Origin of the sequence: Actinoplanes sp. NPDC051851, from assembly GCF_040681165.1 — a bacterium.
Taxonomy (GTDB): domain Bacteria; phylum Actinomycetota; class Actinomycetes; order Mycobacteriales; family Micromonosporaceae; genus Actinoplanes.
The window spans coordinates 63,290-83,490 of sequence record NZ_JBFAYF010000046.1 but is presented as its reverse complement, the minus strand read 5'-3'; the positions used below and the strand labels follow the sequence as shown (position 1 = coordinate 83,490).

Below are 20,201 nucleotides of genomic sequence, written 5' to 3'. Positions count from 1 at the left end.
TCTGGCACAACCACAAAACCGGCCAACCGGTCACCCGCAGCCTGATCGCCTACGACCACTGAACGCGCAGCTAACACCCGTCATCACTCGTCTAGGCGACGGACAATGCCCGTCGCCAGGTCGCCGCGTGCGTTCGCGCATGGCACCTGGCTCCGGATTGAGACGGCATTCAGTTCCGCCATCCACCGCCGTTATTCGGTGATTGACAGGTCGAGCGGGACGGCGCTTCGCGGGACTCGACGTAGCGCAGCATCTTCGATCGGCCACGCCGACGCGACGGCTGACCATCGTTGATGCCGACTCTGTTCACGGGCACGGTCTTCGGCGACCCGCCCCGCTGACATCGCAGGCGAAACCACGACTTTCGCCTGCCAGGTCGAGCCCTTCGCGGCTCGCCGATGCGGCCTCACCGTGATCACCCGACAGCCAAGGCGCTGGCTGTCTACGAGTCAGCGCACGCCATCAAGGTGTTCGACAGCCACCTCAGCCTGGGAAAAGTCGCCTACTTTGCGGTTCAGCACACGTTTCTTACCAACACCCCAAGTCACTTCGCTGTGGCGGCTCGCCAGCACGTGACGATCAGCGCCGGCTGTCTGCGGGAGCGAGCACACTGGTGACCTCGGCGATTGCCTCAGGGGGAGGGTGGAAATACCTCCGCCGGGCGTGCCGCCGACGGCGGTGTGCTCGTCCAGCAGGGTGCGGGCCTGCCCGTGCGACAGCCGGGCGAACCCGGTGTCCGGGCAAACGTCCCGATACACGGGCTCCAACACGAAGTCCTCGCAAACCTGGCCGCGGCGGCGGGCGCCCTTGGCCTTGACCGGGCAGCGGCGCCCAGCGAGGTCCAGGTCCTCGACGTTGACGCCGAGGATCTCCTCCGCAGTTCCTCAACCCCTTACCGGTGGCGCCGCTCGAACGTCAGGTGGGTGACCCCGGCCGGGGACGGCGTCGACGCGATGGTGAACCGCTCCTCCAGGGCTTCGAGGCCGTCCCAGAGCCGCTCGCCGCGGCCGAGCAGGATCGGCACCAGCACGATGTGCATCCGGTCGATCAGGTCGGCCCGCAGGAACTGCCGCACCGTGTCGACCCCACCGCCGATGCGCACGTCCCCGCCGCCGGCCAGCTCGCGGGCCTTCGCCAGGGCGGTGGCCGGGTCGGCGTCGAGGAAGTGGAAGGTCGTCCCGCCCTCCATCTCCAGCGCCGGCCGCGGGTGGTGGGTGAGCACGACCACCGGGGTGTGGAACACTGGGTTCTCGCCCCACCAGCCCTTCCACTTCTCGTCGGCCCACGGACCGCGCTGCGGGCCGAACTTGTTCCGGCCCATGATCTCGGCGCCGATGCCGGTCGCCCAGTTGCTGGCGAACGCCTCGTCGACGCCGTGCGACCCGGCGGTCGTGCCGTGCAGGCCCATCTCGCGGAAGGTGCGCGTCTCGAACGCCCACTCCATCAGCCGCGAACCGGCGTGACCGAACGGTGTCTCCAGCGCCTGGCCCTCCCCGGTGCCGTACCCGTCGAGGGAGACGGAGAAGTTGTGGACGCGTACGAGCGACATGCCGGGCTCCTCATCGTGGTGATCTGCACAGAACTCTAGGAGCCGGTGGCCGGTCCCGCTGCCCCGTTCACCGGACGGTGACGGGCGCGTTCGGCCTGCATGGCGGCGAGTTGATCCGGTGTCAGGGCGGCCGTGGCCTCCCGGCGGTGCCGGTTCATCGCGGCGAGTTCCTCCTCGGTGAGCGACGCCGCGAACGCGGTGCGGCGGCGGCTCATCGCGGCGAGCTGTTCGGGGGTCAGGGGCCGGCTCATGGTGATCCTCTCCTCGATCAGGTGGATGAAATCGGTGGTCGACGGCGTGCGCAGGTGCTCGAGCGCGTCCAGGACGGTGGTGAGCCGTTCCCGCAGGCGGGTGGCCTGGCGGATGCGCTCGTCGGCCTCGGCGAGCTGGCGGCGGATCAGGCCGACCGGGTCGCCCCGCGCGGTGCCGAGGGTGTCGCGGATCTGGGCGAGGGTCAGCCCGAACCCGCGCAGGGCGACGATCACGTGCAGGCGGCGCACGTCGTCGTCGGTGTAGCAGCGGTGGCCGCCGCCGGTCCGGGCGGACGGGGTGAGCAGGCCGAGCCGCTCGTAGTGGTACAGCGCGCGGACCGTGACGCGGGTGGCCCGGGCCAGCTCGCCGACCCGCCACCGGTGCTGCCCGTCCATCTCGCACCCCTCTCCGTCTCGTGTCCCTCTCCGCCCGGCTCCGGGAACGTCCGCCCGGGAACGTCCGGCTCCGGGAATGACGCTAGGCCTTGCCCTTGGGTCAGGTTCAAGGTGTGAGGCGTGGCATTTCCGGTTGTCCGATGTGCCGGGTACCGGGTTGAGTGATCGATATGGCGCGTATCGCGTACGACCGGGCGGACGCCGCGGCGTTCGCCACCACCCGGCACCTCGACGAGGACCAGGCCGGTGCCTGGCGCGACGCCGTCCGGGCCCACCTGAACCCGGGACCGGGCACGCACCTGGTCGACGTCGGGTCGGGTACCGGCAGCTGGGCGCGGAACTTCGGCCGCTGGTTCCCCGGGATCAGGGTCACCGCGGTGGAGCCGTCCGCGGCGATGCGGGACCGCTCGATGGTCCGGCCGGTGGCCGACGGCGACGCGGCCGCGCTACCGTTGCCGGACGCGAGTGTGGACGCGGCCTGGCTGTCCACGGTGATCCATCATGTGCCCGATCTGGACGCGGCGGCCCGGGAGCTGCGCCGGGTGCTGCGGCCCGGCGGCACGGTGCTGATCCGGTCGGCGTTCGCCGGGCGGCACGAGGGGATCACCCTGTTCCGCTGGTTCCCGGAGGCGGTCCGGGTGCTGCGCTCGTTCCCGGGCGTCGAGCAGGTCACCGCGGCGTTCGGCCGGGCCGGGTTCACGGTGACCGCTCTGGAACAGGTGCCACAGGTCACCGCGCCGTCGCTGGCGGACGTCGCGGCCACCCTGCGGCGGGAGGCGCACACCCCGCTGCAGCTGATCACCGACGCGGAGTACGAGGCGGGGGTGGCCCGGCTGAACCAGGCCGCGCTGACCGAGACCGGCCCGGTGATCGACCACCTCGACCTGCTGGTGCTGCGCGGCACCGGGTAGGCCGCGTCCCACCGGCCCGGCCGCCGGCCTGATCATGGACCGCCCGGCCGCCGGCGCGGGAGGGCCCGGGGACGCGCTCTAGGACGTACCGGAGGGATAGGACGTACCGGAGGGATCGGAAGGACGGGGACGCACCCGGGAGAGATCCACCGGGCGGGAGGTGTCGATCACCTTGGGGGTCTGCATCTCGTCGGCGCGCAGCGGCGCGAGAGCCCGGTCGAGACCGTCCATGATCAGGCGGGTGGCGCGCATCGCCTGCGCCCCGGGCGTGCCGGTGACCCCGGACAGGTCGACGGGCTGCCCGAAACCGACCCGGACCACCGGACGCCGCCACAGCGCCCGCAGCAGGGCCCGGACGATGCGGGTCGGCGCCTCGTAGGGCAGCACGGCGTGCGCGCCCCACTGGGCGACCGGCAGGACCGGCGCGCCGGTGAGCGCGGCCATCCGGGCGACGCCGGTCCTGCCGCGCTCGGGCCACATCCACGGGTCGAGACCGATCCTGCCCTCCGGGTAGACCAGGACCATCGCACCGTCCTTGAGGGCCTGCGCGGCCGCCGGGAGCGCGTCGGCGGCCCGGGCGGTGTGCCGATCGACACGGATGTGGTCGCAGGCGCGCATGGCGGCGCCGACGATCGGCGCGTCGAACAGCCCCCCGGTCATCATGATCCGCGGTGCGATCCCGGCCTTGTGGCAGGCGGCGACCATGACCAGGGGGTCGAACGGGCTGACGTGGTTGGCGGCCAGGATCACCGGCCCGCCGCGCAGCCCGTCCGGGACGCCGCCGTGCACCCGGAGCCGGCAGACCGGGAAGATCACCACGCGGGAGAGGGCGAGCAGGAAGCGCCACAGCAGGGGCGCCCGCCGGGTCGGGGACGTTTTCATAGGGCGCACATCCTGGCACACGCGTGCTACCTTGGGTGACGGCGCCGCGACTCCCGTGACCGCCCCGGACGAGTTGCGTGTCGTACCCGGCCTGACAAGACGACCGCCTTCCCCGAGGTGTGTCGTCATGGCTTGGCTTGTTCTCGTCGTCTCCGGCCTGCTCGAGACCGTCTGGGCGATCGCCCTGCAGCGCAGCGCCGGCTTCTCCCGCCCGGTCCCCACCGTGATCTTCGGCGTCGCCCTGGTGGCGAGCATGGCCGGGCTCGGTTACGCGCTGCGCACCCTGCCGATCGGCACCGGATACGCCGTGTGGGTCGGCATCGGCACGGTCGGCACCGCCCTGGTCGGCATGCTCGCGCTGGGCGAGCACGCCTCCCCGGTCCGGATCCTCTGCCTACTGCTGGTCGTCGCCGGTGTGGCCGGCCTCAAGTTCGCCCACTGACAGGCCGAGCTCGGCGAGCCGCGCCTCGACCTCGGCCAGCTCCGCCCGTAACCGGGTGGCCTGCTGCTCCGCGTCGGCCCGCTCGGTCGACATGATCTGCTCGACGGCCTCGTGCACGCCCGGCACGTCGATCAGCGACACCATCTTCAACGCCTCGGCGGGACGGATCACATACGGCCGGGCCAGGGCCTTCGCGCCCTGGTTCGCGCCGACCGTCCACTCGCCGTCGGCGTAGGACAGGGTCACCGTCAGCGCCGGCGACGGCTTGGCCTTGACCGGCCGGGCCGCCTTGCGAGGTGCTGGAGCCGTCACGTTACCGTCCTCACCCTTGGGTTCCTCTGCCTTGCGCTGCACCGGTGCCGGCCGGGGCGGCAGCGGCTTGTCGATCAGAAACTCCGGCCCGGAGAGCACCGGGTCGGGCGCCGGTTCCGGCTCCGGCGGCGCCGCGGCCTTACGCGGCACCGCTCCCTTCGGGGCGATCCGCAGGTCACCGGGGGAGAAGGGCAGCTCGTCACGGCCGAACCGGACCACCACCCACTCGTCGGAGACCGCCGGATCCTCCAGCCCCACCACCTGGCCGATCTGCCCGGAGATCTGCCCCGCCGACTCGGTGAACTGCACCTTCGGCTTGCGCCCGGCCGCCAGCGCGTCCCGGATCCCCTGCAATTCCTCGTCACTCAAACCGCGGGCATCCACGCCTGCCGCCGCCATGATCCCAACCACCTTCGTACGCCTGTATGAGAGGGCTTCTTTGTACCAGGACCCACCGACAACAGCCGCACGGCTCGCCGCCGTCAGCGTCCCGGCGCACCGTATCGAGGACTGACGTCACGGGTCCGCAGCACCGTACCCTCCCGGCCGTCCGCCGCCGCGATCAACGTCCGCTCGGTGGTCCGTCGTGTCCGGTGCACCCCGGCGAGCACGTGCGTGCCCGCGCAGCCGTCGCCGTCGCGCGGGGGAGCGGTGGTGCCGGAGATCGCCTGATCCGATCCGTCGATCGCATACCCGGCACCGGCCACCGTGGAGATCAGCCACTGGGTCATGTACTGCTCGTGATGCACCACGGTGATCTCCCGCGCCCCGCACGCCGCCGCATAGTCGTCGTCGACGTCCGTGTTCAGATGAAACGCGACCGCCGCCGGATCAGCATCAAGACCAAGCGCTTGCCGTACGTCGACCGCGTCCACGAATCCGCTGAGGCTCTCGGGATCGAACCGCACCGCCGCCCGCGCCGGCCCGCCGCCGAGAACGGACCCGCCGCCGGCGCCCCCGAGCACAGCGACCCCGAGCGCGGCGATGGACGCGGCCCTGACGGTGGCGTTCAGAGCAAACACTGGGCGCATGGATCCCCCCGCTGTCACGCAAGAATCTGACAAATGACGCATATCGTAGATCAACCTGTGCCCGAAAAGCCCCGCGCCGACACCCCGACTCACCCGTTCAGCACAGCGCCGACACCACCCCCCGCCGGCCCGCCGAAGACCACCTGATGCGCACCCGCACGCGGCTCCGCGCCAGCCCTTCGAACCTCGCCACCCCGGCCCTCGACCCGGCACCCGGTGCCACCGAGCAGGACAGGCCTGATCGGTGCTCCGCCGCGGCGTTCCCGGCGCCCACCGTCCTCAACAGCGCCAGAGTCGACCCCGCCAACACTGCTCCCAGCGCCCGCCGTTGGCGCGGAACTCCTCGACGACCGTACGGCGAAAATCGGTATGACTCATTAAAACCCCTCACGATGAGCGATAACCGAAAAGGGCATGAGGGCCCCATGAGAATACGATCAGAGATCGATGTGAACCAGCGCCCGCAGGCAGCCGGAAGCCGACGCGAGGGGCAACAGCCCGGCCCACGTCAACGGAGAAACGCCGAGGTCAGATGAGGACACCCCAGAACCCACGACGGTCTCCTCACCGGGTGCACCACGGCGCGCCGGAACCATTACAGCACCCCGCCGCCATTCTCCGGACCCGTCATCCACAGCCCACTCACACGGCAGAAGAAATGTCGGCCGGCCGCGCTACGGTGACCGCCATGACGAAACACTCAACCGGCAAGATCAGCCAGAACCCCGTAAAGCCTCGCGGCCGCCACCGGGTCGAACCCGGAACCCGACACCACGACCGGCGTCCCCCGCCGCCACGCGGTCAACGGCGCCGACGGGGGAGCGGCCAGCAACCCCTCCAGACGCGCGGCGGCCCTCCCGACCGACTCACCGAACCACCGCGCCGCGACACCCATCACCGCACGCCCCGGCTGATCCAGATACCGGTGCATCCCACTGTCCACCATCAACGGGTTGTACAGGACATAGGGAATCCGCGGCTCCCGCGCCACAAAACCCACCCCCAGCAGGTCATTCGCCCGCGCACCCTGCATCGTCGCCGTGAACAACCGATACCCCCGCTCCAACTGCAGATCGTCCCAGTGGATCCGCCCCGCCCGGATACCACCCGTGCCGCACAGACTCACGACCACCGGCGCCGCCGACCGCGCCAACGCCGCCCGCAACCCCTCCGCCAGCAGAAACCGCGCCATCACCCCGATGGCGAACGTTTGTTCGAGCCCCTCCGCGGTCACCACCCGCCGCTGACTGAACCGGCCCGCCGCCAGCACCAGCACATCCACCCGGCCCGGCAACCGGGAGAGCAACGCCCGCGTCGCCGCCACCGACGACAGATCCGCATCAGCACTCCCCAGAGCCACCACCTCATCCCCACCCGCCCGCAACCGGGAAGCCAGAGCACCACCGATCCCACGGGTACCACCCGCGATCACCACCGTCCGCATGCACCCATCGTCGAAGCCCAGGGCACCCCGCCGAAAGAAGGCACATCCATGTCACCCGTGCTGCCGCTGCCCGTGACCGAAAGCGACCACGACAACTGCGCCGCCACCGGCATCCTGCGCCTCGTCGGCCAGAAATGGACCGTCGTCCTACTCGCCCTGCTCGCCGAACAGCCCTACGGCTTCAACGAACTCGACCGCACCATCCACGGCGTCAGCCGGCGCATCCTCACCCGCACCCTGCGCCACCTCGAACAGGAGAACCTGATCAGCCGCGTCCGCACACCCCAGCGCGCCGAATACACCCTCACCGACGCCGGCCGCACCCTGCTACCCCTGATCATCGCCCTCGGCGAATGGGCCGCCGACCACCACACCCGCCGACCCTGACCGCCGACCCTGTGCTTACCCCGAACCACCGCAGAGATCAGGAGAGCGCACCCACCGGATCCGACAACAACCCGCCGAAACCCAGATCCGCCGCACCGATCAACGCCGCATCCCACCCCAACTCCGACAACCGCAACCGCGCCCGCTCCCGCGACACCGGCATCGCATGCCGCTCGATCCGCGTACCCACCTGCGGAGCCGCCACCGCATACACGTCACGCAACATCCCGCCGAAGATCACCACACCCGGGTTGAACAAATTGATCAGATTCGCCACCCCGATACCCAGCCAATCACCGATCTCCGCCACCGCCCGCCCCGCCCACACCTCACCGGCCACCGCAGCCCGCACCACCGACGCGACCGACCCACCACCACCGGCCGCATCCAGCAACGCGTACTCACCCGTCTCCGCCTCCAGACACCCCCGCGAACCACACAGACACGGCCGCGCCGACACCGACGGATTCACCAGCATGTGCCCGACCTCGCACCCATAACCCGACTCACCACCCATCAACCGGCCGCCCACCAGAATCCCGCCACCCACCCCCACATCACCATGCAGATAGATCAGATCCGGACACCCCGCACCCGCCCCACGCGCGAACTCCGCCAGCGCACCCAGATGCGCCTCATTACCCACCACCACCGGCACACCCAGATCCAGGGCCTTCCGCAACTCCGTACCGAACGCCTGATCCACCCAGCCCAACTCCGGCCCATACCGGACCATCCCGTCCCCGGGCCGGATCATCCCGCAATACGACGCACCCACCCCCACACACCGACCCGGGGCAGCACCGACCAACTCCCGCCCCATCGCCACCAGATCCCGGACCACCGTGTCCAGATCCACCCCCGCCCGCGACCGCGGCACCTCCCGCCGATCCAGCACCGGACCACCCAGTCCCACCCGCGCCGCCACCAGCCGATCCACCGCCACATCGAACGCCAGCACCCAGAACCGCTCCGACTCCGGACACACCACCAGCGACGGCCGCCCCGCCCCCGACACCCCCGACGGAGGCTCCTCCCGCACCAGCCCCACCCCGGCCAACTCCGCCGTCAACGCCAGAATCGTGCTCCGATTCACCCCCATCCGCTCCGCCAACACCGCCCGCGACAACGGCCCACTCACATGCACCTGCCGCAACAGCCCACCCAGACTCGACCGCTGTCTGCCCATCCCACCCTCACCGTCCCACCGCTCCCGGCCACCGCCGGCGTCCCCAACCGCCTCACCGGCTACGCCAGGTCCCGCAACACCTGATTCGTACGGTTCGCGCGCACCGCCGCACGCTGCTGATCCGCCGTCACCTCGATGTAGTTCTGCGACGTCGCCAACGACGCGTGCCCCAACAGATGCATGATCTCCGACGCGTTCGCCCCGTCCTCCGCCAACCGCGTCGCGAACGTATGCCGCAACGCATGCAACTGCGCACCCCGCGGCACCCGGTCACCCACCCCCGCCCGCCGGAAGCACGACCGCACCAGATACTGCAACCCACCCCGCCGCAACGGCGCACCCTCCCGATCCACCAGCAGGGGAGCAGCCGGCTCCGCCCGCCCGAACCGCACCCGCCGGCTCGCCAGATACCGCACCACCACCGCGTCCAGACCGGAATCGATCGGCACCACCCGCGGCCGCCCACCCTTCCCGGCCACCTCAACCCGTCGCTCACCGTCACGACCACTCACCGAACCGACCCGCAGCGCCAACAACTCCGACAACCGCAGACCCGCACACAACGCGAACGCCAGCACCAGCACATCCCGCTCCGGCCACGGATCACGCTGCCGCTCGTCAACCTTGCTGACCTCCCGCAACAACGTCTCCGGCGTATCCTCACCCCGCAACGGCTTGGGGGAGTGCGCCACCGCCCGCGGCTTGTCCACCGCCGACATCGGATTCCCCGCCACCACACCCTCCGTGACGAGAAACGTGAAGAACGCATTCCACGACGACCACGCCCGCGCCACCGAAGCCGGCGCCCGGTCCGCCGCGAACCGCGCGAACGCCACCCGCAGCAGGCGAGGGGAGAGGTCCGCCGGATCCGCAGGGGAGGGCTGCACCAGCGCCAGGACCAGCCGAAGATCCCGCTCATACGCCGACAGCGTGTTCACCGACGGCTTCCGCACCGCCCGCGCCGCCAGGAACTCGTCCACCAACTCCATCAGCGCCGTCACCTGCGCGCCGTTCTCCACCCGCGTTGTTTCGTGCTGCATAAGAGATATTATGCAGCAAATATCCGCATTCGTTCCTGGAGGACCCTAACACGCCCGACCTAACCCATCCACCCCTTTCGCCCGGATATGTGAACTCGCATCCGCATCCCACACCGTCGCCATCCGACCGGGCCATCCGCCAGGGGCGTCCCGGCCAGGAAACCCCGTCGCGCGCCTCCCTCGGCAGCCCCTCTTCGGACCGGAGTCGGGGAGGGGCCGCGATCTCCGCCCCACTCCGGCCCATCCCGCGCCTTCCGCTCATCACGTCGGCGGCGCCGGCGGGGAGGCCCGGTCACGCTCCTTTTCCAGTACGCCCGATCCCGCCCTCGCCGCGCTCAAAACGCGAGCGCGGCTCCGCACCCAGAGCGCGCCCGACCCAATGGGCGGACAACGCGGTTGCCGGGGAATCTCCGTCGCCCAGCCGGCATGCCGCCACCGCGGCCACGTCCCGCCCCGCCGTGCCGTGCCGGAAACTCGCGCAAACCGGGGAAGTCCCACTTCGCCGTCGACCCCTGTTTTCCGCGTTCAGGTTGACATAATGTAGATTATCGACCAGCGCTGGGAGCGCAAAATTTGCCCGCAAACGAAGGCTGGCCGCCCAGCGCGATCTGCCCAGCGCGATCCGCGGACTCATCCCGCAGCATCGCCGCGTCACCGCAACGCCCAACCGCAACGCCGGAACCGCGAGCTCGGCGGTCCACACGCATTTCGCTCACGCATCCGTCAGCGCAAGCGGCGACACGCGTCCAGGGCGCGTGTCGCCGACGGATGCCCTCGTTGTCCTTTCGCGACGTTGCCCGACTCGTGGGCGCCATCGCGTCTCGTCACGGGTTTGGCGACCCGCCCCCGAGTGGATCTTGGGTGATAGGCGGTTTCGCGCGAATTCACCTCCGGGCCGCAATCCACTGTCGTCAACCCAAGGTTGACGACAGTGCCACTCCCCTCCCTTCGCCGCCGAGCGCGCCCCGAGCGGGCGCGGCGCATCGACCGTCACGCGGCCGTCCGGCGTGCTCAAGCCATGGCTCCCCGTATTCAGCTCTCCCCTGCTCCCCCACCAAGATATTGATCTCTGCTGATCGCGTGAACCGCCACCGGCTGGCCGTTCGCCGGGACGACCGTGTCGAATCCGTGCGCCATGCCCAGCTTCTCCATCACCCGGCGTGACCTGTCGTTCTCCCTATGGCGGATGCTGACCACCCGCTCCAGTCCGCGCTCCTCGAACCCGAACCGCAGCGCCGCGGTAGCCGCCTCCGTCGCATACCCCTGCCCCCAGTGCTCCCGGGCGAGCCGCCACCCGATCTCCACCGTGGGCATCACCTCGGGCAGGAACTCCGGCACCGAGAGCCCCGCCCACCCGGCGAACTCCCCCGTCTCCCGCACATCGATCGCGAACAGCCCGAACGCATGCTCCTCCCAGATCTTGACCATGTGGCGCAGCCCGGCCTCGGTCTGCGGGCGGTCGCGGACGGCGCCGTCCATGATGTAGCGCATCACCTCCGGGTCCGCGTTCATGGCCGCGAGCGCGTCCAGGTCGTCGTCGCGCCACTGCCGGAGGGCGAGCCGTTCGGTCTGAAGTGTTGTCACGCGGGTCATTCTGCCGCCCGGGCGGTAACAGGGGCCTAACACGGGATCCGGCCGAAATTCGGTGGACGCGGGTGTCGCGGGACGGCCAGTCTGGGCGGGTGCTTCAGGAGGAGGTTTGGGACGCCGACGCCGCGCAGCGCTACGACACCCCGGGCAGCGGCATGTTCGCTCCCGAGGTGCTCGATCCGACGGTCGGCCGCCTGGCGGAGCTCGCGGGCGGTGGCCGTGCGCTCGAGTTCGCGATCGGCACCGGCCGGGTCGCGATCCCGCTGGCCGGGCGCGGCGTGCCGGTCTCCGGCGTCGAGCTGTCCGAGCCGATGATCGCGCGGTTGCGGGAGAAGGCCGGCGGGCAGGCGATCCCGGTGACCGCCGGTGACATGTCGTCGGCGCGGGTGGAGGGCCGGTTCTCGCTGGTCTACCTGGTGTACAACACGATTGCGAACCTGTTGTCCCAGCCGGAGCAGGTCGCCTGTTTCCGCAACGCGGCACGTCATCTCGGCCCGGGCGGTTGCTTCGTGATCGAGCTGTGGGTTCCCGAGCTGCGCAAGTTGCCACCGGGCACGGAGGCGACGGTCTGGCACCAGGAGCCCGGCTACATCGGCCTCGACACGTATGACGTGCTGCACCAGCGGGTCGTTTCTCATCATTTCCGGTTCGGCGACGGCGGCACGCGCGCGGAGGTCTTCCGGACCCCGCACCGCTACATCTGGCCCGCCGAGCTCGATCTGATGGCCCAGCTCGCCGGCTTCACCCTGGAGTCGCGGCACGCCGACTGGTCCGGCGCGCCGTTTACTGCCACGTCGCGTTCCCACGTCTCGGTCTACCGCTTGCCTGTCTGATTCGGATCAAAGGCTTCTTGCGGGTACGCCGGGAAGCGGCCTGTGCGGCCACGAACGGCACGTGCCCTGACCAGCCGGAAGCAAGGAAGGGCGCGGAGACGAGTGCGCGGTGGCGGGTGCCCGGTGTGGCGGCGGTCGTCGACACGCTTACCGGTTCGCTCCGGCGACGTCTGCGAACGCGGTCACCGTCGTCCCGCGACTTCGGGTGACAGCGGCGCGGCGGCGCGGCGGGGTGACAGGGTGGCGGGGTGCCGGCGGTCCGGTGACGGCGGTCCGGTGCCGGATGTGGGGTGGCCGTGCAGGGCGAAGGGGCTTCGCCCTAGAGCCGGCGGGGAGCAGAAGGGGCAGGAGACAGGAGGGTCAGGGACTCAGCGGATCGGGGGTCAGACGCGCTTGAGGTCGTGCAGGGCGAAGTACAGGTCGACGTCCTTGCCCTGTTCGGACCAGAGGCCGTCGGCGCCGAGGATGTCGGCGGCGACCATCTGGGCCTGGCTGAGGGACTTGGGGTCGATCTGGAAGCCCGGCGCCGAGAGCAGCGGGAAGCCGTGCTCTTCGCCGTAGCGGCGGACCTTGTCCATGTCGCCGAGCACGTTGCTGGGCAGGGTCTCGTTGGCCCAGGACCACAGCCAGGTGCGGGGTCCGTGGGCGACGGTGCCGATCAGGGTGAACCTGCCGTAGAGGAAGGGCTTGCCGGCGCGGGACCAGGCGATGCTGGAGTCGGCCATGGTCCAGTAGTGCTGTACATCCCCTGTGTGCAGCTCGTATTGCACGGTCATCGAGGATTGCCGCCGCTGGACGCGGTCGCGGGCGGCCTCGGAGTAACGCTCCCACAGGTTGTGATCAAGTCGGTCCACGCGGTCAACCTAGAGGAAGACCCTGAGCCGTGGGCGCGCGGGAGGCAGTGTGTCGAAAATCGTAATTCTCGGCGACGTCCCCGCTCACGCTTGGGGAAGCGGCCGGGGAGCGCCGGGGAGCGCGAGAAGCGGCACGCGGAGGGCGGCACGCGGAGGGCGGCACGGCGGCACGGCGAGACGGCGAAGGCACCGGACCGTGGCGGCTCTCCCCGCCCGGGATCGCGCCGTCAGACGGGACCTGCGGGGGCGGGACGAGGTCAAGGGGTGAGGAATTCGGTGGCGCCGCGCAGGCGGGTGTTGAGCAGCTGCTTGGCGCGGTCGGTGGTCAGGCGCAGGACGGGTGGCCGGTTCAGGCCGAGGGCGGCGATGGTGGTGGCCGGGATGGCGGTGTGGTCGAGTCCGTCGCGGTGGGCGACGAGGACGCCGAGGTCGTAGCGGCTGAGCGCGTCGGCGCCGGCCACGTTGAGGACGCCGGTGTAGTCGGTGCCGGCGAGTTCGAGGAGTGCGTCGGCCAGGTCGTCGGCGTGGACGGGCTTGCGGATCTCGTCGGTGAAGAGCGCGCCGCGGACCCGTCCGGCGATCAGGTCGTGGGTGAGTGTCTCGTGGGCTCCTCCCCCGTTTCCGGGTACTCCGCCGCCGAGGATCAGGGAGGTCCGGACGATCGCCGCTGCCGGGTGGATCGCCGTGATGGCGGTCTCGGCTGCCGCTTTGGCCGCTCCGTACGGGTAGACCGGGTCGGGTAGCGCGCTCTCGTCGTAGTCGGCGTCGCGGCCGGAGAAGATCGCGTCGCTGGAGACGTGGACCAGTCGTATGTCGTGGGCCGCGGCCGCGACGCTGACGTGGGCCGCTCCGTCCGCGGTGGCCGGCCAGTCGTTGCGGTCGCGTCCCGAGGCGGTGTGGATGATCGCGTCGGGACGGGTCTGTTCGAGTACTCGCCGTACGTCCGCGGGTTCCCGGATGTCGAGCCGTACGGAGGCGGTGTCCGTCTCCCGTACGAGGTAGGTGCCGACGGCTTCCCACCCTGCCTCGGCGGCCCGCAGCACCACGCGGCGCCCGAGCGATCCGCTTCCCCCGGTAACCAGCACTCGCCTCGTCACGTGGCGGAGCCTATCCCCGTCGGGTTTCCCCGCACCGCCCACCGTCGCCCGCCCGTGGCGGTGCGGCCATGGAGAAGGGGGCGCCGGGCGGCCGACGGTGGGCGGTGGGGTTGAGACGGTGCCGGAGAGAGGGGTGAACCGTGTCCCGGTGCGTGCCTGCGGGTGCACCGGGCCGTGCACCCGCTCGGCGTCGTGAACCTGCTGGGTGGGCCGCGGGCGGGTTCTGGCTGGTGGTGTGGGGTGTGTCGGCCGGTCTGAGACACCCGTGAGTGCGAGCCGGAACCCCGTGAGTGCCAGGCGGAACCGGGAGGCGCTCCGCGTGCCGTGCCCGTCGTTCTCACGTCGTGCTCGCCGTCAGGTGCTGGGCGGCGGCGAGGGCGGCGTCGACGGAGGGTTCGGACGCGGGGACGAGTGGGAGGCGTACCGCCGGGGTGGGGATGCGGCCGTGGGCGTAGAGGACGCTCTTGAGCACGGTGGGGTTGGGTTCGGCGAAGAGTGCTGTCGAGAGGGGTGCGAGTTTCCGGGTGAGGGGGCGGGCTCGGGTGAGGTCGCCGGTCTGCCAGGCGGTGACGAGGTCGGCGTAGTCGGTGGTGGCCAGGTGGGCGGAGGCGAGGATGCCGCCGCTGGCGCCGAGGGCGAGCATGGGTGCGAGGAAGGTGTCGTCGCCGCAGAGGACGGCGAAGCCGGGTGGTGGGTCGGCGAGCAGGGTGACCAGGTCGGTGTCGACGGTGCCGGTGGCGTACTTGATGCCGAGGACGCCGTCGATGGCGGCGAGGCGGCGCAGGGTGGTGGCGTCGAGGGGTTGGCCGGTGCGGGCGGGGACGTGGTAGACGACGATCGGGACGGGGCTGGCGCAGGCGAGGGCGGTGAAGTGGGCGATGACGCCGTCGGGGCCGGGGCGGTGGAAGGGTGGGACGAGGCTGAGGGCGGCGGTGACCTCGGGGAATGTGGCGAGTTCGGCGAGGGTGCCGCCGGCGAGCAGGGGTGCGCCGTGCCGGGCGCAGACGCGGGAGAGGGAGTCGAGGACGCCGTGGCGTTCGGCGGGGCTGAGCATGGCGGCTTCGCCGGTGGTGCTGAGGGCGACGAGGCCGGTGGCTCCGGAGAGCAGCATGTCGCGGGCGAGGTCTTCGAGGACGTCGTAGGCGATGGTGCCGTCGGCGCGGTAGGGCGTGATCAGGGGTACGTAGACACCTTCCATGGGGTCCAGCCTGGTGTGGGGCGAGCATCAGGTCCAGTTCGCGTTGCTTAGGGTGGGCGTAAGCTCAGCTGATGCTCGACGTACGGAAACTGGGTCTTCTGTGTGATCTGGAGCGGCTGGGCACGATCGCGGCGGTCGCGCAGGCCCGGTCCTACACGGCGTCGGCGGTGTCGCAGCAGCTCGCGGCGCTGGAGCGGGAGGCGGGGGTGCCGCTGCTGGAGCGGACCGGCCGGACGGTGGGTTTCACCCCGGCGGGGCTTCTTCTGGTACGGCAGTCCGAGGCGGTCCTGGCGGCTCTGGAGGCGGCCGAGGCGGCGCTCGCCGCGGTGCGTACGGGCCCGGCGGGTCCGGTGCGGATCGGCGCGTACCCGAGCGCGGTCCGGAGTCTGCTGCCGACGGCGCTGGTCAGCCTGGCGCATCACCATCCGGCGCTGGAGTTGACGGTGGCCGAGCTGGACCCGGCGGACGTGCCGGCGGCGCTGCGGGAGCGGCGTCTGGACGTGGGCCTGCTGCACGATTACGACCTGGCGCCGGCGGAGGCGGACACGGCGCTGGACTCGGTGCCGCTGCTGGACGAGACGGTGTTCCTGGCGTCGCCGGTGGTCGCGCCGGCCGGGTCGGTGGAGCTGGCCCGGGACGCCCCGTGGATCGTGGCGAGTGCGGGGACGCTCTGTCACGAGGTGACGCTGCGGGTCTGCGCGGCGGCGGGTTTCACGCCCCGGGTACGCCACCGCGCCGACGACTTCGCGACCGTCCTCGCCCTGGTCGGCGCCGGTCAGGGGGTGTCGCTGGTGCCGGAGCTGGCGGTGGCGCAGGAGTTGCCGGGCGTGCATCTGGTGCCCCTGGACACGCGGCGCCGTACCCGGGTGGCGTACCGGCGGGGCGCGGGTGGTCATCCGGCGATCGCGGCGGTGGTGGCGGCCCTGGTCACTCGGTGGCCAGCACCAGCTTTCGCAGCAGGTCCGCCAGAGCCCGCCGTTCCGGTTCGCTGAGCCCGGCCAGCAGGTGTGCCTCGCCCCGCACCTCCACGTCGAGGTGCTGATCGAACGCGGTCAGCCCGGCGGGGGTGAGCCGGACCCGGACGCGCCGCCGGTCCCCCGGTTCGCCGCTGCGGGTGATCAGTCCGGTCTCCTCCAGGGGGCGTAGCCGGGCGGAGAGGGCGCCGCGGGTCAGGCCGAGCCGCTCGGCGAGCTCCGACGGGCTCGCCTCGCAGCGGTGGAGCATCAGCAGGATCTTGAAGGCGCCGTGGGTGAGTCCCCCGGTGTCCAGGGCGTGGCGGCGTAGCCGGGTCAGGTGCCGGCCGAGCAGGCTGAGCCGTCCGATGATGGCTTCCTGGATCGGGTCGACCCCGAAGTGGTCCGCCCAGGTGGTCACGTGGTCGTCGATGCGGTCCGTACGCAAAAGTGGTTTCCTTGTGGATAGTTTTTCGCTTAACTACCGTCCCCGGCCATGATGACGGACATTGATGAGGTCGCGCGTGCCCTGTCCCGGGCCGGGCAGTGGGGGCAGGCGCTCGACCTGCTGGACGCCGCGGGCGGTTCGGCGCTGACGGCCGCCGAGTGTGCCGTGGAGAGCGACTGGTTCGCGGGCACGGAGCTGGCCGCCGGACGGCTGACGCGCTGTGCCGGTGACGGCTGGGACCTGCGGTTGCTCACCCTCCGGGACGAGTACGCGCGGCAGCTCGGCACGCCGGGCGATCCCGGTGACCTGTACCGGCGGTGTGCGGAGCTGAGTGCGGCGGCCCCGGACGAGCGGCGGCGTGGGTGGGCGCAGATGTGGCTCGGGTTGATCGCGGACAACCTGATGGGTGACCGGGAACGGGCGCCGGGACACTACAGGGCCGCGCTGCGGGCCGCGGACGACGACATCTACCTGGAGCGGGAGGCGCTGCGGCACCTGGGCGACCACGATCTGGAGAACGGTGACGTGGCGTCGGCTGCGGCACGGTGGGAGCGGGCCACGGCGTTGAGCGCGCGGGGCGGGATGATCCCCGGGCTGCTCTCCCAGCAGTTGCTGCTCGCCGTCCTGGCCCGGGAGACCGGGGACACGGCGGGTGCGCTGCTGCTGGCCCGGGAGATCGCCCGGGCGGCCGCGGCGATCGGGGCGGCCCGGCTGCACGAGCGGGTGGCCGGGTTCATCACAGAGACGACAGCACCCGGTCGGTCTCCGCGGAGAGCCTGATCCGCCACCGGTCGCGGGCGAAGGCGATCCCGAACTGCCGGACCCCGGTCACGTCGCGGTGCTTGAGGTAGACGATGGCGCCCGTGTCGCCGCTGGAGACCAGGGGCAACCGCAGGCCGCGCATCCAGCCGTTGCCGACCAGCAGGGCGACGCTGCGGTTCTCGCCGAGGCGGGCCTCGACCTCCTCGGGCAGGACGTGGCTGTTGCGGGCGTCGTCCCAGTACGGGTTCGTGGTCAGCGGCCCGGTGACCGGCTCGACGCGCAGCAGCCGGGTGCGGTCGACGGACAGGTAGCGGCGGGGCACCCCGGTGGTCCGCCGCCAGCCGCGGGCGAGTTCACGGCGGGCGGCCTGCAGGGTACGGGTGAAATCCCGCCGTACCTCGTCGGGATATTTCCGCAGCGCCGCGGTGTGGTAGCGGGGTTCGGTGGCGAGGTCGCGCCACGCGGCGGCGTCCGCGGGCAGGCCCGCCCGGTGCAGCCGGTCCCACCGGGCGGGTTGCTCGCGCATCAGGGCCAGGGTGCGGGGCTCCCAGGTGGCCAGCTCAGCGGCCCGGGCGGCGCCGGACTCGGCCGGTGGCGCGGCGGTGATCCGGGCCTCGGACGCGTCGAGCAGCCGGACGACCTCGGGCAGTGCGTTGACGCCGGGCTCACCGAAGGCCGTCCGGTACGCCGCCCGCAGGCCCGCCCAGCCGGGGGTGCCGGCCGCGGCGGCGATCTCCGCGGCCGCCCGGTAGGCACCCAGAAGGCGGATCTCGTCATCACTGAGGCGGTAAAGCGCCCACGCACTGACCATGATCCGGAATCTACCGAACCCGATTTGTGCATGACGCTGATATTTTGACGGGCGACCCGGGCGAGCCGGGCCGGGAAGGGAGCGAGTTCATGACGCAGGCGGCCAGGCCGAACGACGAGGCCGAGCGGGGACGCCCGCCGTCCGGCTCGGCGAGGGTCCCCGGCCCGCGTCCCTCCCCCGGTAACGTCTACGGCGGCGCTCCGGCTCCCGCTCCGGGCCAGGCTTACGGCGGCGCAAATCCGGCATATCCGTTAAATCCGGCAGCAAGTGGCCCGGCGGCGAACGGCCTGGGAGCGAACGGGCCGGGCGCGACCTACGGCACGGCGTACGGGCAGGGCGGCGGTGGCCGCGCCACGGTGCCACCCGCGCCACCGTCCGGCGGGCGCGCCTCGGTCCCGCAGGGCGGCCCGGTACAGAATCCCGGATGGCCGCCCCCGAGCCCCGCCCCGAAGCCCGTCCCGGAACCCGCCGAACAGAAGAAGGTGCGGAGGACCGGACTGATCGCGACGATCGTCGCCGCCGTCCTCGCGGTCGCCGTGCTCGGCACCGGCAGCGCGCTGCAGCTCACCCGGGACCTTCCGGTAGCCACGCTGACCACGACGATCGCGAAGTCCCTCACGATCCCCGGCGAGGCCCTCGATCTGCCCTGGCCCTCCGACGGCTCGGCCGAGCTGATGATCCAGGGGCTGGGCAAGCTCGGCGGGTACCGGGCCGGGTCCTCGAACCCGATCGGCAGCGTCGCCAAGGTGATGACCGCGTACGTCATCCTCCAGGAGCACCCGCTCACCGGCGACGAGGAGGGGCCGACGCTCACCGTCACCGCGGCCGACGTCGCCGACTACCAGTCCCGGATCCCGACCGGTCAGTCGCTGGTCCCGGTCACCGTCGGCGAGCAGCTCACCGAACGCGACGCGCTGGAAGCCCTGATGCTGCCGTCGGCGAACAACATCGCCCACCAGCTCGCCGTCTGGGACTCGGGTTCGGTCGAGGACTTCCTGACCAAGATGAACAAGGCCGCCGCCGACCTGGGCATGACCGACACCGAGTACACCGACCCGTCCGGGTTCCTGCCGTCCACCACGAGCACCGCCAGCGACCAGGTGCTGCTCGGCGAGGCCGCGATCGACGACGAGGTGTTCGCCGACATCGTGGCCCTGCACAGCGCCGAGATCCCGGTGGCCGGCACGATCAGCAACTACAACGCGCTACTCGGCGTGAGCGGCATCTTCGGCATCAAGACCGGCTCCACCGACGAGGCCGGCGGCAACCTGCTCTTCGCCGCGCACCTGAGCGTCGCCGGGAAGACGCTGACGCTGGTCGGCGCGGTCTTCAGCCAGCCCGGCGCGAACACGTCGATCCAGCTCGCCGCGGTCAACAAGGTGGTCCGCAAGCTGATGACCGCGGTCAAGAAGGTCGTCAAGCAGTACCAGCTGCTCGCCGCGACCACGGCCGGCACGGTCACCACCGCGTGGGGCACCACCACGTCGGTCAGCACCGCCGAGCCGCTGAAGGTGATCGGCTGGCCCGGCCTCTCCGTCCCGGTCACGGTGGCTACGACGACGCCCGGCGCCGAGGTCACTTCCGGTCAGGAGCTCGGCACGGTCAAGGCCGCGGGCGTCTCGGTCACCCTCCGGTCCGACGAGGCCTCCGCGCCCGCCTCGCTCTGGTGGCGCCTCACGCGCCGTCCCTGATCCTTCACGTACGCCCACCGCGGCCCACGCCCGGCTCAAGAGGCCGGCAGTTCACCCTGCCGGCTCCCGCCGGACGTGCCCGCCGGGCGGCGTCGCGAGCCGCGTCCGGGCTCCCTCCTCGCGGCGCGCC

General features: G+C 71.4%; 21 protein-coding genes and 1 riboswitch. Of the genes, 7 read left to right on the top strand and 14 right to left on the bottom strand.

Annotated features, from left to right (window positions below; all coding sequences use genetic code 11):
- Positions 1-892: 892 nt before the first annotated feature.
- Both AB0M08_RS34125 and AB0M08_RS34120 read right to left on the bottom strand, forming a co-directional pair.
- Positions 893-1,549, bottom strand: a complete 657-nt coding sequence (locus tag AB0M08_RS34125) for a dihydrofolate reductase family protein (protein ID WP_364502474.1) — start codon at positions 1,547-1,549, stop codon at positions 893-895.
- 35 nt (positions 1,550-1,584) lie between these two features.
- Positions 1,585-2,196 (bottom strand): MerR family transcriptional regulator, encoded by a 612-nt coding sequence (locus AB0M08_RS34120; RefSeq protein WP_364502471.1) that lies wholly within the window; start codon positions 2,194-2,196, stop codon positions 1,585-1,587.
- Positions 2,197-2,366: 170 nt separating this feature from the next.
- On the opposite strand from AB0M08_RS34120, the gene AB0M08_RS34115 reads away from it, so the two are divergent.
- A complete protein-coding gene (locus AB0M08_RS34115) occupies positions 2,367-3,107 on the top strand; it encodes a methyltransferase domain-containing protein (protein WP_364502468.1) in 741 nt (246 codons plus the stop codon).
- A 78-nt stretch (positions 3,108-3,185) separates the two neighbouring features.
- Here AB0M08_RS34115 and AB0M08_RS34110 read toward each other — a convergent pair whose 3' ends face one another.
- Positions 3,186-3,989, bottom strand: a complete 804-nt coding sequence (locus AB0M08_RS34110) for a lysophospholipid acyltransferase family protein (RefSeq protein WP_364502465.1) — start codon at positions 3,987-3,989, stop codon at positions 3,186-3,188.
- A gap of 38 nt (positions 3,990-4,027) precedes the next feature.
- Positions 4,028-4,099: riboswitch (guanidine-III (ykkC-III) riboswitch) on the top strand.
- Positions 4,100-4,116: 17 nt separating this feature from the next.
- On the opposite strand from AB0M08_RS34110, the gene AB0M08_RS34105 reads away from it, so the two are divergent.
- Positions 4,117-4,431: an SMR family transporter gene (locus tag AB0M08_RS34105; protein WP_364502463.1), complete on the top strand. Its 315-nt coding sequence runs from the start codon at positions 4,117-4,119 to the stop codon at positions 4,429-4,431.
- On the opposite strand, the gene AB0M08_RS34100 is transcribed toward AB0M08_RS34105, so the two are convergent.
- The 3 genes from AB0M08_RS34100 to AB0M08_RS34090 form a co-directional block, all read right to left on the bottom strand.
- Positions 4,384-5,142 (bottom strand): hypothetical protein, encoded by a 759-nt coding sequence (locus tag AB0M08_RS34100; RefSeq protein ID WP_364502461.1) that lies wholly within the window; start codon positions 5,140-5,142, stop codon positions 4,384-4,386. The two genes, AB0M08_RS34105 and AB0M08_RS34100, sit on opposite strands and share 48 nt — an antisense overlap.
- An 83-nt stretch (positions 5,143-5,225) precedes the next feature.
- On the bottom strand, positions 5,226-5,774 hold the full coding sequence (locus AB0M08_RS34095) for a hypothetical protein (protein WP_364502458.1): 549 nt from the start codon (positions 5,772-5,774) through the stop codon (positions 5,226-5,228).
- Between the two features lie 700 nt (positions 5,775-6,474).
- Positions 6,475-7,218, bottom strand: coding sequence for a hypothetical protein (locus AB0M08_RS34090; protein ID WP_364502455.1), 744 nt, complete (start codon positions 7,216-7,218; stop codon positions 6,475-6,477).
- Between the two features lie 48 nt (positions 7,219-7,266).
- On the opposite strand from AB0M08_RS34090, the gene AB0M08_RS34085 reads away from it, so the two are divergent.
- Positions 7,267-7,605, top strand: coding sequence for a helix-turn-helix domain-containing protein (locus AB0M08_RS34085; RefSeq protein ID WP_364502452.1), 339 nt, complete (start codon positions 7,267-7,269; stop codon positions 7,603-7,605).
- Positions 7,606-7,642: 37 nt separating this feature from the next.
- Here AB0M08_RS34085 and AB0M08_RS34080 read toward each other — a convergent pair whose 3' ends face one another.
- From AB0M08_RS34080 to AB0M08_RS34070, 3 genes are all read right to left on the bottom strand, one after another.
- Positions 7,643-8,794, bottom strand: coding sequence for an ROK family transcriptional regulator (locus AB0M08_RS34080; protein ID WP_364502450.1), 1,152 nt, complete (start codon positions 8,792-8,794; stop codon positions 7,643-7,645).
- 59 nt (positions 8,795-8,853) lie between these two features.
- The gene (locus AB0M08_RS34075; protein WP_364502448.1) at positions 8,854-9,834 is read right to left on the bottom strand and encodes a tyrosine-type recombinase/integrase; all 981 of its coding nucleotides are present in this window, start codon (positions 9,832-9,834) and stop codon (positions 8,854-8,856) included.
- A gap of 1,032 nt (positions 9,835-10,866) precedes the next feature.
- Entirely contained in the window at positions 10,867-11,418 is a 552-nt protein-coding gene (locus AB0M08_RS34070) for a GNAT family N-acetyltransferase (protein WP_364502446.1), read from the bottom strand.
- 98 nt (positions 11,419-11,516) lie between these two features.
- On the opposite strand from AB0M08_RS34070, the gene AB0M08_RS34065 reads away from it, so the two are divergent.
- Complete coding sequence (locus AB0M08_RS34065; RefSeq protein ID WP_364502443.1) at positions 11,517-12,257, top strand: class I SAM-dependent methyltransferase; 741 nt, start codon at positions 11,517-11,519, stop codon at positions 12,255-12,257.
- Between the two features lie 383 nt (positions 12,258-12,640).
- On the opposite strand, the gene AB0M08_RS34060 is transcribed toward AB0M08_RS34065, so the two are convergent.
- From AB0M08_RS34060 to AB0M08_RS34050, 3 genes are all read right to left on the bottom strand, one after another.
- Positions 12,641-13,111, bottom strand: a complete 471-nt coding sequence (locus AB0M08_RS34060) for a DUF6882 domain-containing protein (RefSeq protein WP_364502440.1) — start codon at positions 13,109-13,111, stop codon at positions 12,641-12,643.
- A 257-nt stretch (positions 13,112-13,368) separates the two neighbouring features.
- Entirely contained in the window at positions 13,369-14,208 is an 840-nt protein-coding gene (locus AB0M08_RS34055; RefSeq protein WP_364502438.1) for a sugar nucleotide-binding protein, read from the bottom strand.
- 337 nt (positions 14,209-14,545) lie between these two features.
- Positions 14,546-15,406, bottom strand: coding sequence for a dihydrodipicolinate synthase family protein (locus AB0M08_RS34050; protein ID WP_364502435.1), 861 nt, complete (start codon positions 15,404-15,406; stop codon positions 14,546-14,548).
- A 71-nt stretch (positions 15,407-15,477) separates the two neighbouring features.
- On the opposite strand from AB0M08_RS34050, the gene AB0M08_RS34045 reads away from it, so the two are divergent.
- A complete protein-coding gene (locus tag AB0M08_RS34045; RefSeq protein ID WP_364502432.1) occupies positions 15,478-16,398 on the top strand; it encodes a LysR family transcriptional regulator in 921 nt (306 codons plus the stop codon).
- Here AB0M08_RS34045 and AB0M08_RS34040 read toward each other — a convergent pair.
- Positions 16,334-16,807, bottom strand: a complete 474-nt coding sequence (locus AB0M08_RS34040; RefSeq protein ID WP_364502429.1) for a MarR family transcriptional regulator — start codon at positions 16,805-16,807, stop codon at positions 16,334-16,336. The genes AB0M08_RS34045 and AB0M08_RS34040 overlap by 65 nt on opposite strands.
- A 48-nt stretch (positions 16,808-16,855) precedes the next feature.
- Here AB0M08_RS34040 and AB0M08_RS34035 point away from each other — a divergent pair, with 48 nt between their 5' ends.
- Positions 16,856-17,587, top strand: coding sequence for a hypothetical protein (locus AB0M08_RS34035; RefSeq protein ID WP_364502427.1), 732 nt, complete (start codon positions 16,856-16,858; stop codon positions 17,585-17,587).
- Here AB0M08_RS34035 and AB0M08_RS34030 read toward each other — a convergent pair.
- The gene (locus AB0M08_RS34030) at positions 17,544-18,380 is read right to left on the bottom strand and encodes a hypothetical protein (RefSeq protein ID WP_364502424.1); all 837 of its coding nucleotides are present in this window, start codon (positions 18,378-18,380) and stop codon (positions 17,544-17,546) included. The genes AB0M08_RS34035 and AB0M08_RS34030 overlap by 44 nt on opposite strands.
- An 89-nt stretch (positions 18,381-18,469) precedes the next feature.
- Between AB0M08_RS34030 and AB0M08_RS34025 the strand changes: the two genes are divergently transcribed.
- Complete coding sequence (locus AB0M08_RS34025) at positions 18,470-20,071, top strand: D-alanyl-D-alanine carboxypeptidase (RefSeq protein WP_364502422.1); 1,602 nt, start codon at positions 18,470-18,472, stop codon at positions 20,069-20,071.
- Positions 20,072-20,201 lie beyond the last annotated feature (130 nt).